At 75.3% G+C, this 11,996-nt stretch carries 8 protein-coding genes; 6 read left to right on the top strand and 2 right to left on the bottom strand.

The annotated features are described in order from the left end of the window. Window positions 1-107 precede the first annotated feature (107 nt). The 4 genes from GQS52_RS12310 (at window position 108) to GQS52_RS12295 (ending at window position 6,423) form a co-directional block, all read left to right on the top strand. Entirely contained in the window at window positions 108-1,112 is a 1,005-nt protein-coding gene (locus GQS52_RS12310) for an ATP-binding cassette domain-containing protein (protein ID WP_182313506.1), read from the top strand. Next, complete coding sequence (locus tag GQS52_RS12305) at window positions 1,109-1,933, top strand: ABC transporter permease (RefSeq protein ID WP_182313504.1); 825 nt, start codon at window positions 1,109-1,111, stop codon at window positions 1,931-1,933. Before GQS52_RS12310 ends, GQS52_RS12305 begins: the two co-directional genes overlap by 4 nt. Before the next feature lie 36 nt (window positions 1,934-1,969). Further along, window positions 1,970-3,031: a winged helix-turn-helix domain-containing protein gene (locus GQS52_RS12300; protein ID WP_182313502.1), complete on the top strand. Its 1,062-nt coding sequence runs from the start codon at window positions 1,970-1,972 to the stop codon at window positions 3,029-3,031. 68 nt (window positions 3,032-3,099) lie between these two features. Next, entirely contained in the window at window positions 3,100-6,423 is a 3,324-nt protein-coding gene (locus GQS52_RS12295) for a BTAD domain-containing putative transcriptional regulator (RefSeq protein ID WP_182313500.1), read from the top strand. Between the two features lie 40 nt (window positions 6,424-6,463). On the opposite strand, the gene GQS52_RS12290 is transcribed toward GQS52_RS12295, so the two are convergent. Together GQS52_RS12290 and GQS52_RS12285 are read right to left on the bottom strand one after the other, a co-directional pair. Next, a complete protein-coding gene (locus GQS52_RS12290; protein WP_182313499.1) occupies window positions 6,464-7,108 on the bottom strand; it encodes a response regulator transcription factor in 645 nt (214 codons plus the stop codon). Next, complete coding sequence (locus GQS52_RS12285) at window positions 7,096-8,349, bottom strand: sensor histidine kinase (RefSeq protein WP_182313497.1); 1,254 nt, start codon at window positions 8,347-8,349, stop codon at window positions 7,096-7,098. The genes GQS52_RS12290 and GQS52_RS12285 overlap by 13 nt, the downstream gene beginning before the upstream one ends. Before the next feature lie 199 nt (window positions 8,350-8,548). Here GQS52_RS12285 and GQS52_RS12280 point away from each other — a divergent pair, with 199 nt between their 5' ends. Beyond that, on the top strand, window positions 8,549-9,259 hold the full coding sequence (locus GQS52_RS12280; RefSeq protein ID WP_182313495.1) for an ABC transporter ATP-binding protein: 711 nt from the start codon (window positions 8,549-8,551) through the stop codon (window positions 9,257-9,259). A gap of 3 nt (window positions 9,260-9,262) precedes the next feature. After that, entirely contained in the window at window positions 9,263-11,953 is a 2,691-nt protein-coding gene (locus GQS52_RS12275; protein WP_182313493.1) for an ABC transporter permease, read from the top strand. Window positions 11,954-11,996: the final 43 nt, after the last annotated feature.

The raw sequence follows: 11,996 nt of genomic DNA, 5'->3' as shown, positions 1-11,996 counted from the left end.
CCGGGGCTGACGCGGGGCCCGCCGCCCGTGCGGGGGGCGTGTCAGCGGGTTGTGGGGAGGTTGTCAGCGGGGCCTTCGAGGATCGGCCGCGATTCCAAGGAGGCCCCATGACACTCGCGATCCAGGCCGAGGGCCTGGTGAAACGCTACGGAGAGACCGAGGCGCTGGCCGGCGTCGACCTCTCCGTGCCGGCCGGCACGATCCTCGGCGTGCTCGGGCCGAACGGCGCCGGCAAGACGACCACCGTCCGCATCCTGTCGACCCTGCTGCGGCCGGACGCCGGGCGCGCCCTGGTGGCCGGGTACGACGTGGTGCGGCAGCCGGTCGCCGTGCGCGCCTGCATCGGCCTCACCGGCCAGTACGCCTCCGTGGACGAGGACCTGACCGGATTCGAGAACCTGCTGCTGATCGGCCGCCTGCTGGAGATGTCCAAGTCCGCCGCCCGGGAGCGGGCGGCCGGACTGCTGGAGCGCTTCGCCCTCACGGAGGCGGGCGGCCGGCCGGTGCGCACCTACTCGGGCGGCATGCGGCGGCGGGTCGACCTGGCCGCCAGCCTCGTCGGCCGGCCGCAGGTGCTCTACCTGGACGAGCCGACCACGGGACTGGACCCGCGCAGCCGCAACCAGGTGTGGGAGATCGTCCGGGGACTGTCCCAGGACGGCGTGTCCGTCCTGCTGACCACGCAGTACCTGGAGGAGGCCGACCGGCTCGCCGACCGGATCACGGTCATCGACCACGGCCGGGTGGTGGCCGAGGGCCGGGCCGAGGAGCTGAAGCGCCGCACCGGCGGCCAGACCCTCCAGGTGCGCCCCGGCGACCCGGCGGACATCCCCGAGGTGGTCCGCATCCTGACCGCCCTCACCGGCACCGAGCCGCTGACCGACGGCGAGGCCGGCCTGGTCACGACCCTGGCCGACGATCCCGTGCTGCTGTCCGCGCTGGTGCGGCGGCTGGACGAGTCCGCGATCGCGGTGGACGACCTGGGGCTTCGCCTGCCCAGCCTCGACGACGTCTTCCTCGCCCTGACCGGCCGGCCCGCGGACGAGGCGGCGGGGAAGGCCGCCGCCCCGGCGGACACCCCGGCCGGCACCCGCGAACGGAGCGCGGCATGAGCGCCCTCGCGGAGCCGGGGACCGCGGCCCGGCCCGAAGCCTCCGCCTCCCGCATCGGACTGCTGCGCGGCGTGCGGCACGGCCTCATGCTCGCCGACCGCAGCATCCGCTCCGTCGTACGGTCGCCGGCGACACTGATCGACACCATCATCCAACCGGTGCTGTTCCTGGTGGTGTTCGCCTTCCTCTTCGGGGGGGAGGTGGCCGGGGACTGGCAGAGCTACCTGCAGACCCTCGTCCCCGGACTGATGGTGCAGATCGTCCTGTACGCCAGCGTCGGCACCGGCCTGGCACTGAACACCGACATCTCCAAGGGCGTGTTCGACCGCTTCCGCAGCCTGCCGATCGCGCGTTCCGCGCCGCTGGTCGGCGCCGTCCTGGGCGACGTGGTGCGCTACGCCGTCGCCCTGGCCGTCCTGCTGGGGCTGGCCTTCGCCATGGGGTTCCGGGTGCGGACCGGGCCGGTGTCCGTGCTGGCGGCGGTGCTCCTCGCGCTCGGGCTCGGGCTGACCCTGTGCTGGTTCTCGGTGCTGATCGGCATGGTCACCAAGAGCCCCCAGGCCGTCCCGGGGATCGTCATGGCCGTGGTGCTGCCCCTGACCTTCGGCAGCAACATCTTCGCCTCGCCGGAGACCATGCCGGGGTGGCTCGAAGTGTGGGTAGGCGTCAACCCGGTGAGCCACTTCGTGGACGCCGCACGGGCCCTGCTGCTCGGCGGTGACGCGCTCGGTGCGGTGCTGTCCAGCCTGGCGTGGATGGCGGCGCTGTTCGCCGTGCTCTTCCCGCTGGCGCTGCGCGCGTACGCCCGAAGAACGCGGTGAGCCGCGCCCGGTCCGGTACCCGACAGGAGAACGTCCGTGCTGACAGCGCACTTCACCCACGAGGACATCGCCAGAACGCACATGGCGCCCTCGGCCCACCCCATGGCCGAGGCCGTGTTCGCCCTTGACCTGCTGGTCAGCAGTCTGAACCGGTGCCGGCCCGGCAGATGGGCCGCCCACGCCCGGGCGTGGGCGGCGGCCCGCCCCTTCCTGCACCTCGAACTCCGCCGGATCCGCCGGTCGGAGGAGCGCCTCCTGCCCGTCCTGCTCGAGGCGGAGGGCCCCGCCCGCGCCGCCGACGGGCAGAAGGAGACGCGGCGCGCGCTCTCGGTGCTCTCGGAGTTCCAGAAGGCCGTCGTGGATCCGTTCTGGCCGAGCGCCCACCGGCTCCTGCTGGACACCCGCAAGTCCTGTACGCACACGCTCGCCCACCGGGGGCTGGCGGCCGTCCTGGAGTCCGTGGGCGGCACGGCCGGCTGGTCGGAGGGGACGCTCACCGTCTCCGGTGGTGAGGACCGGGAGGTCTTCCTCGACGGCCGGGGGGTGGAGCTGATGCCCTCGGTGTTCCTCAGCGGGGGCCCGCGCCTGTACCGCTGGTACGACCGCACGTCCGGCCGCCGCCGGGCCGTGCTGGTCTTCCCCGTGTGCCCGCACGGCCGGGCGACCGAGGCCCTGGCCAAGGAGACCCGGCCGCAGGGCGGGTCGCTCCCCCAACTGCTGGGCCGCACCCGGGCCGCCGTGCTGTCGCAGCTGACCCGCCCGCAGTCGACGAGTCAGCTCAGCGCGGCGCTGCGCATATCGGTGACGACGGCCAGCGAGCACACCTCGGTGCTGCGCAGCACCGGGCTGATCACCACGACGCGCAACGGCAGCAGCGTCCGGCACGAGGTCACGCGGCTGGGGGAGCTGGTGCTCAACCCGCCCGCCCCGCCGCTGAGCACCTGGTGCACGGAGTGCGCCGAACGGGCCGTCCGCGCCGGGCACGGGGGCCCCGACGGCCCCGTGGGGCGTGAGGGACGCGGGGGGCTCGGGGGACGCGAGGGGCCGAATAGTACAGGGCGGGAGGCCGCCGGACACGCGTTGTCGAACAGTCAGTGACTGTTCGACCCCTGGGGGTGACGGGGGAAAAAGCGTCTGAAAGACTGCCGTTCGTGTGCTTATACCTGTTGGGTCCGTTGGAACTGCGGGACCGCGGCGGCCGGTCGGCCCCGGTCGGCGGGCGCCGGGTGGCCATGCTGCTGGCCCGCCTCGCACTCAGCCCGTCCGAGGTCGTCCCCGTCGGCACACTGATAGACGACCTGTGGGAGGACGAGCCCCCCGCCGCGGGCGGGCTCAACGCCCTGCAGCGGCTGGTCTCCCGGGCCCGCCGCACGCTGCAGGAGTTCGGCGGCGACGAGGCGGGCCGGGCGCTGGCCTCCGGGCCCGGCGGCTACGCGCTCAACGTCCCCGTGCAGGACGTGGACGTCCACCGCTTCGAGCACCTGGCGGCGGCCGGCCGCCGCCTGCTGCAGAGGCGTTCGCCCGAACCGGCGGCGCAGGTCCTGCGGGAGGCCCTGGGGCTGTGGCGCGGGGCTCCGCTGGCGGAGTTCGCCGGCACCGGCTTCGCGGCCCGCGCCGCGACCCGGCTGGAGGAGATACGCCTGTCCGCCGTCGAGGACCGCGCGGAGGCGGAGCTGGAACTCGGCCGCGCCGGCGAGGTCCTCGCCGAACTGCACGCGCTGAGCGACGCCCACCCCCTGCGGGAGCGGCTGGCCGGTCTGACGATGCGCGCCCTGGACGCCTCGGGGCGGCAGGCCGAGGCGCTCGCCGCCTACGAGCGCATCAGGTCCGCGCTGGCGGAGGAGCTCGGCACCGTCCCCTCCCCGCAGCTGCGCCGCATCCACACGGGGGTGCTGCGGGGCAACGCCGGGCGGCCCTTCGGGGCCGCGGACCGCGGAGGGCCGGGCGCCCCCGGCCCCCTCCCCGGCCCCCTTTCCGGCCTCCCGCAGGCACCCGGTGCTCCGGTCGCCCCCTCCCGCCCCGGCGCCCCCGCCCGCCCGGTCCCCCCGGTCCACCCGGCCCGCCCCGTCACGGGCGCCCCGCCCGGCCCGCTGACCCGCTTCGTCGGCCGCGAGCGCGAACTGGACCAGCTGGCGGGGAACCTGAGGGAGTCGAGGCTGGTGACGCTCTTCGGACCCGGCGGGGTCGGCAAGACCAGGCTGGCCACCGAGTTCGCCGCGCGGGCGGCCTCCGGGACCGCCGACCCGGTGTGCGTCGTGGAGCTGGCCCAGCTCTCCGCCGGGCAGGACGTCACGGAGGCCGTGGCGGCGGCGTTCGGCCTGCACGACACACCGCTGCTCGGGCCGCCGGTGCTCGGCCGCAGCCGCTTCGACCGGCTGGTGGCGAGCCTGTCCGCCCGGCGCGTCCTGCTGGTGCTCGACAACTGCGAGCACCTGGTCGCGGACGCCGCCCGCCTCGCCGGGCGGTTGCTGGAGAGCTGCCCCGGACTGCGCCTGCTGGCGACCAGCCGGGAGCCGCTGGCGGTCACCGGGGAGGTCCTCCAGCGGGTCGGGCCGCTGCAACTGCCCCCGTCCCTGGAGGACGCGGGCCGCTCCACCGCGGTGCAGCTCTTCTGCGACCGGGCGTCCCTGGTGCAGCCGGACTTCGCCCTGACACCCGCCAACACCGCGGCGGTGGTGGAGATCTGCCAGCAGCTCGACGGGCTGCCGCTGGCCATCGAGATGGCCGCGGCCCGGCTGCGGTCGATGCCCCTGCAGCAGGTCACCGCCCGGCTGGACGACCGGTTCCGGCTGCTGACCGGTGGCAGCCGCGCCGCGGGCGCACGCCACCGCACCCTGCGCGCGATGATGGACTGGAGCTGGGAACTGCTCACCGGAGCCGAACAGGCCCTCGCCCGGCGGCTGTCGGTGGTCGGCAACGGCGCCGGCCTGGAGACCGCCGTGGCCGTGGGCGCGGACCCCGGCGGGGCCCGCGGTCCGGACGCCGGCCCGGCCCCGGACGACGTCGTCTACGTGCTCTCCTCACTGGTCGACAAGTCACTGGTGCAGGTCCGCGAGACCGCCTCCGGCGAACCCCGCTACCGGATGCCCGAGACCACCCGCGCCTACTGCCGCGACCGCCTCGCCGAGGCGGGCGGCACGGAACGGGCCGAGGCGGCCTGCACGGCGCACTTCCTGGAACTGGCCGAGCGGGCCGCGGAGGAACTGCGCGGCCCCGGCCAGCCGCGGTGGATCGCCCGGCTCGACACCGAGCACGACAACGTCCTCCAAGCGCTGCGCCGCTGCGTCGAGCGGCGGGACGTGGAGACCGCCGTCCGCTTCGGCCTGGCCCTGAGCTGGTACTGGGTGATGCGCGGACGGTACGCGGAGGCGAACACCTGGCTCGACGAACTGCTGGCCCTGGGCGACCGGGTGCCCGAGCAGGCGGCCGCGGTCTTCACCGCCGTCCGGCTGGTGCTGCCCGCGCCGGTCGACGAGGACCGCTTCCGCGGGATCCGGGACGCCGCCCGCCGCGCCCGGGACTGCGACGCGATGGCCCGCCACCCGCTGCTCGCCCTGATCGAGCCCAAGTGCTGGCTGCTGGTGGGCGAGCACGAGCAGCTCGGGGCGAGCGCCCGGCGCGCCTGCGGCCACCCCGACCCGTGGGCGCGCGCCACGGGCCGCGCCGCGCTGGGGTTCGCGGCCGAGGCGGCGGGCGACGTGGCCGGGGCCGAACGCAGCCTGCGGGAGGCACTGGAGTCCTTCCGCGGCCTGGGCGACCAGTGGTCGACCAGCCAGCTGACCGGCATGCTGTCGCGCTTCCACTCGCTGCGGGGCAACAGCGCGGAGGCCATCGCGCTGCTGCGCGAGGCGCAGGGCGCGATCGAGCAGGTCGGTTCGGCCGACGACCTCTCGCAGATCATGATCCGGCTGGGCGTGGAGCAGATGCGCGCCGGGGACCACGACGCGGCGGAGGTCAGCTTCCGCGACGCGCTGCGCGGCCCCCACTGCCCGATGCCCGAGTACCGCGTCATGGTCGCGGCCGGCCTGGGCGAGCTGGCCGTGCTGCGGCGCCAGCCGTCCATCGCCCGGGACCGGTTCGCCAAGGCGTTCCGGCTGCTCGACGAGGCGGTCTTCGACCGGGACTACCTGCGGCTGGAGGTGCTGTGCCGGCTGGGCTCGCTGGAGCTGGCCGAGGGCGACCTGAAGGCGGCCCGGCTCGCGGCGATGGAGGCGCTGGGGCTGACCGTGCGGCGCAACGACCTGAGCATGCAGGCCGCGGTGGCCGAACTGCTGGCGTCCGTCGTCCTGGAGGAGGGGCGCACGGAGGCGTCGGCGCGCCTGCTGGGGGTGGCCGCCGCCCTGCGCGGGACGCGGGACCGCGGCAACCCCCGGGTGCGGGCGCTGACGCGGACGCTGACCGAGCGGCTCGGCGCGGAGGGCTTCCGGCGGGAGTACGGCGAGGGCCGCCGGACGCGCCAGGAGGAGGGCCTGCTGCTGATGGTCGGCTGAGGGCCCCGCGCCGGCCGGCGGGCCCCGCCGGCCGCGGGGCTCACTGGTTGAGGAAGGCCAGCACGGCCAGGACGCGGCGGTGCCCGGCTCCCGAGGGAGGCAGCCCCAGCTTGGTGAAGATGTTGCCGATGTGCTTGCTCACCGCCGGGGCCGACAGTCCGAGCAGCGCGCAGATCTCGCCGTTGTCGCGCCCCTCGGCCATCAGGCCGAGCACGGCCCGCTCGCGCGAGGTGAGCCTGCCGACCGGGTCCCGGGCGCTCTGGCGGCCCAGCAGCTGGGAGATCACCTCCGGGTCCATCACCGTGCCGCCGGAGACGACCCGGCGCAGCGCGGAGGTGAACTCGGCGACGTTGCCCACGCGGTCCTTGAGCAGGTAGCCGACGCCGCTGGCGTCGTCGCCCAGCAGCTCGGTGGCGTAGTTGTCCTCGACGTGCGCGGAGAGCACCAGGACGGGGAACCCGGGCCGTGCGCGCCGCAGTTCGACCGCGGCGCGCAGTCCCTCGTCGCGGAAGGCGGGCGGCAGGCGCACGTCGAGGACGACGGCGTCCGGCCGCAGGGCGGAGACCAGCCGGGGGAGCCCGCGGGCTTCGTCCACCGCGGCGAGCACCTCGATGCCCTCCGTCTCCAGGAGCAGCACCAGGCCCTCCCGCAGCAGGGCGTTGTCCTCGACGATCAGAACGCGCACGGCAGCTCCACCCTGATGGTCGTCGGACCGCCCGGCGGGCTGGTCACCTCGGTCGTGCCGTCGAAGGCCGCCACCCGCTGCCGGATGCCGGCGATCCCGCTCCCGTGCTCCTCCGCCGCCCCGCCCCGCCCGTCGTCGGACACGGTGGCGTGCAGGGCCCGCCCGTCGGTGCGCAGGGAGACCTCCACCCGGGTGGCGCCGCTGTGCTTGGCCGCGTTGGTGAGCGCCTCGGAGACGGCGAAGTAGGCGGCCACCTCCACCGCGGCCGGGGCGCGTTCCAGTTCCCCGACCCGCAGGGTGCACGGCACGGGGCAGCGGGCGGTCAGCGCCGTCACCGCGCCGGCCAGCCCCCGGTCGGAGAGGACCGGGGGGTAGATGCTGCGCACGACGTCCCGCAGGTCGGCCAGGGCCTCCTCGGACGCCAGCTGGGCGACCTCGACGATCCTGCGGGCCTTCGCCGGGTCGCCCTCCAGCAGCCGCTCGGCGATCCCCAGGTGCAGGCGCACGGCCACCAGCCGGTTCTGGGTGCCGTCGTGCAGGGCCCGTTCGATCCTGCGCAGCTCCGCGGCGTGCGCCTCCAGCGCCTCGGCCCGGGAGGCGGTGACCTCGGCGAGCCGGGCGGCCAGCGCGGCCCGGCCGTCACCGGCGAGCACCCGCTCCGCCAGGCGGGCGTGGAAGGCGGCCGCACGGGGGGCCAGGAAGGCCAGCAGCGCCAGGTACGGGACCGCGGCCAGCGGGGTGACCAGGGCGACGGGCCAGCTGTCCACCGGGTACAGGGCCGGATTGGGAACCATGGGGTCGGGCAGTGCCCACCACCACAGGGGGACCGTCAGGCAGGACACGACCGCGACGACCGGGACGAACACCACCGCCCCGGCCAGCAGCCCGGCCGTGGCGTTCACCGCGGTCCAGCCGATGTCCTGGGACGCCGGCGCCGCTCTCCGCCGCAGCGCGTCGGCACGCTCCGTCGTCGCGCCGGGGCCGCCGCCCCCGGTCAGCAGGCGGCTGCGCTCCAGGTCCCGCGAGGACGACGTGCGCGCCGCCCGGACCACCTTCGACAGCAGGGGGATCCCGATTCCCACCACGCAGAGCGGTACGGCGAAGGAAAGGCCCACCACGAGGGTCCAGGAAAATATCGCGGAACCGGCGGCGCCGCGCAGGTAATCGAGATTTCTCCGCGTGCTCAGAAAAGTCCTGCGAAGAATGCCCGGACCGGATCGGAGAACTTCTGCAGCGCGCATGTTCCGCAGGGTCCTTTACGCTCCCGGTGACGCTCAGTGTGTTCGTTGTGTCCTTCTGTGACGCCGTGGTAGTTTGTCGGCGACATTTTGGAGAGGTGGTTTTCCGTGTCCGGGTGGTGCCGTGGAGAGTAAAACAGGATTTGTTTCCGGGCCGGTCGGGCAATTACGTTCCGGCGGTGCTCCCGGCCCCGCACTCGTCATGGAGCGGGTAGTCAAGGACTATGGTTCGGGAGAAAGCCGTGTGCAAGCACTGAGGGGTATTTCCGTAGAGCTTGCGAAGGGGTCCTTCACTGCGGTAATGGGCCCCTCCGGTTCGGGCAAGAGCACCTTCCTGCACTGCGCGGCCGGTCTGGACCGCCCCACCGGCGGCACCGTCCGGCTCGGTGGCACCGAACTGAGCGGAATGCGCGAGGCGGCCCTGACCCGGCTGCGCCGCGACCGCGTCGGCTTCGTCTTCCAGGCCTACAACCTGCTCCAGGCGCTGACCGTGCGGGACAACGTCACCATGCCGCTGCGGCTCGCGGGCACCCCGGTCGACCGGGCCTGGTTCGACCTGGTGACCGGGCGCGTGGGCATCGCCGGACTCCTGGACCGGCGGCCTGCCGAACTCTCCGGGGGCCAGCAGCAGCGCGTGGCGATCGCCCGAGCCATGGTCAACCGCCCCGACATGATCATGGCCGACGAGCCGACCGGCGCCCTGGACTCGCGCACCGGCGCGCAGGTGCTGGAGCTCTTCCGCGAGGTGGTCCGCGACATGGGGCAGACCGTCCTGATGGTCACCCACGACCCGGTCGCCGCCGCCTCCGCGCAGAGCGTGCTCTTCCTCGCCGACGGCCTCCTCGTGGAACGGCTGGACCGGCCCACGGCGGAAGCGGTCGCCGAGCGCATGGCCCGCCTCGGGGACCGGTGAGCCGTGTTCGAGATCGCCCGGAAGACCCTGAGGGCCCGCAAGGCCGCCTTCCTCGGCGCGTTCGTCGCGCTGTTCTGCGGCACGGCGGTGATCGCCGCCTCCGGGATCCTCGTCGAGTCCGGCCTGCGCACCACCGTGCGGCCCGAACGCTACGCCGCGGCCGCGGTGGTGGTCGGCGGCGACCAGATCCTGCGCATACCCGGCGGTGACTTCACCGTCGCCGAACCCCTGCCCGAACGCGCCCGGCTCTCCCGGGACGTGCTGGAGGCGGTGGCCTCCGTCCCCGGGGTCGCCTCCGTGGTCGGCGACCGCAGCTTCCCCGTCACCGTCCTCGGCCCCGAGGGCGGCAGTGGCGGTGGCGGTGACACCGGCAGCGGCAGTGGTAGTGGTAGTGGTAGTGGCAGTGGCGGTGACACCGGCGCCGGTGCCGGCGGGACGCGGCAGGCCTTCGGCCACGGCTGGGAGTCGGCCCGGCTCGCCCCCTTCGAACTGGCCGACGGCCGGGCCCCGCGGACGGACTCCGAGGTGGTCCTCGACACCGGGGCGGCCCGCGCCGCCGGGGTGCGGGCCGGCGACGAGGTGCGGATCGCCACCGCGTCGGTGCCCGCCGTCTACCGGGTCTCCGGCACCGCCGTCCTGGCCTCCGGCGGGCCCCCGGAGCGGCAGCGGGCGGTGTTCTTCACCCCGGACGAGGCCGCCCGGCTGTCCGCCGTCCCCGACCGGTTCGACGCCGTCGGCGTCCTGGCCCGCGAGGGAACCGACCCGGACGACCTCGCCGAGGCCGTCGAACGGGCCGCCGGCGACGCGGCGTCGGCCTCCGGGCGGGACACGGACGGCGCGGGCGGTACGGACGGCGCGGGAGTGACCGTCCGCACCGGCACGGACATCGCGCGCCTGGAGTTCCCCGACGTCGACGCCTCCCAGGGCCTGCTGCTGGCCGTCGCCGCCTCCTTCGGCGGCACCGCGCTGCTCGTCGCCGTGTTCGTGGTCGCGGGCACCCTGGCCCTGTCCGTCGGCCAGCGGCGCCGCGAGTTCGCCGTCCTGCGGGCCATCGGCTCCACCCCGCAGCAGATCCTCGGCCTCGTCGCGGCCGAGTCCCTGCTCGTCGCCCTCGTCGCCGGCGTGCTGGGCTGCCTGCCGGGCGCGGCTCTGGCCGAGGTGCTGCGCCGGCTCTTCGCCCGGCTCGGTGTCGTCCCCGCCGACCTGCCCCTGAGCACCGGGCCGCTGCCCCTGCTGGGGGCGGTCGTGCTGACCGCCCTCACCGCGGTGGCCGCGGGCCTCGTCGCCGCCCACCGCCCCGCCCGGATCAACCCCGTGGACGCGATGGGCGAAGCCGCCGTCGAACGCCCCTCACTGCCCGGCTGGCGGGCCGCCCTGGGCGTGCTCTGCCTGCTCCTCGGCCTCGGCGCCGCCGCGGTGCCGCTGGTGGTGCGCAGCGAGGTGGGGTCGGCCGGCACCGGCGGAGGGGCGCTGCTGTGCGTCGTCGGCCTGACGCTGCTGGGGCCCGCCGTGGTGCGGGTGCTGGTGCGGGTCGTCGGCGCGCCGCTGCGCGCGATGCGGGTCAGCGGCTTCCTGGCGGTCGCCAACAGCACGGCCGCGCTGCGCAGGATGAGCTCCGCGGTGATGCCGCTGGTCCTGGCCGTCGGCTTCACGGTGACCCTCGTCCACACCCAGACCACCCTGGCCTCGGCCGCCGAGGTCCAGGTCGAGCAGGGGCTGAAGGCCGACTGGGTCCTGGCCGGCGGGGGTGCGGGCGGCCTCGCGCCCCGGGTCGTGCGGGACGTGCGGGCGGTGCCGGGCGTGGCCGCCGTCACCGCCGTGACCACCACCAAGACCTTCCTGGCGTTCACGCTGCTGGAGGACCGCGAACTCGCGGGCTTCCCCACGCGCGGAGTCTCCGCCGGCCCCCTCGACGCGACCGTCGACCTCGGGGTCGTGGAGGGCAGCACGGCCGGCCTGCGGGGCAGGACCGCGGCCATGGAGCACTCCCAGGCGAAGCTCCTCGGCCTCGGCGTCGGGGACGAGCTCGAGCTCTACCTCGGCGACGGCACCCCCGCACCGGTGCGGCTCGTCGCCACCTACGAACGCAGCTCCGCCTTCGGCGAGATGACGGTCCCCCAGGAGCTGCTGGAGGGGCACACCGGCGCCGGGGCGCCCGAGCAGCTCCTCGTCAGGGCCCGGCCCGGGGCCGACCGGGACGAGGTGGAGTCCTCCCTGCGCGCCCTGGCCGGGAAGTACCCCACCCTCTCGGTGCTCGGCCACGACGGGTTCTCCACCGGGGTCCGGGCGGAGTCGGTGCGCGCAGCCTGGATCAACCTGGCCGGACTGGGCATGATCCTCGGCTACGTCGCCGTCGCCGTGGTCAACACCCTGGTCGTCGCCACCGCGGGCCGCTCGCGCGAGTTCGCCCTGATGCGGCTGGTCGGGATGACCCGCCGCCAGGTGCTGCGCACCCTGCGGTGGGAGGCGGTGCTGCTGTGCGCGGTCGCCGTGCTGCTCGGCACCGCGGTCGCCGCGGTGCCGCTGGCCCTGCTCAACCTGGGCTTCCTGGGCACACCGCTGCCGGCCGGCCCGCCCCTGGTGTACGGGGCGGTGGTGACGGTCACCGTGCTGCTGGCCGTCCTGTCGGTGATGCTGCCGGTCCGCCTGGCCCTGCGCACCCGCCCCGTCGACGCCATCGGCGTCCGCGAGTAGACCGTCCCGGACGGCGGGAGGGGGGACCGGCAGCCCATCGCTG

It is taken from the genome of Streptomyces sp. SCUT-3, assembly GCF_014083985.1.
Classification (GTDB): domain Bacteria; phylum Actinomycetota; class Actinomycetes; order Streptomycetales; family Streptomycetaceae; genus Streptomyces_H; species Streptomyces_H thermolineatus.
Note: the sequence above shows the minus strand (reverse complement) of the source record. Positions and strands in the feature narration are given on the sequence as shown.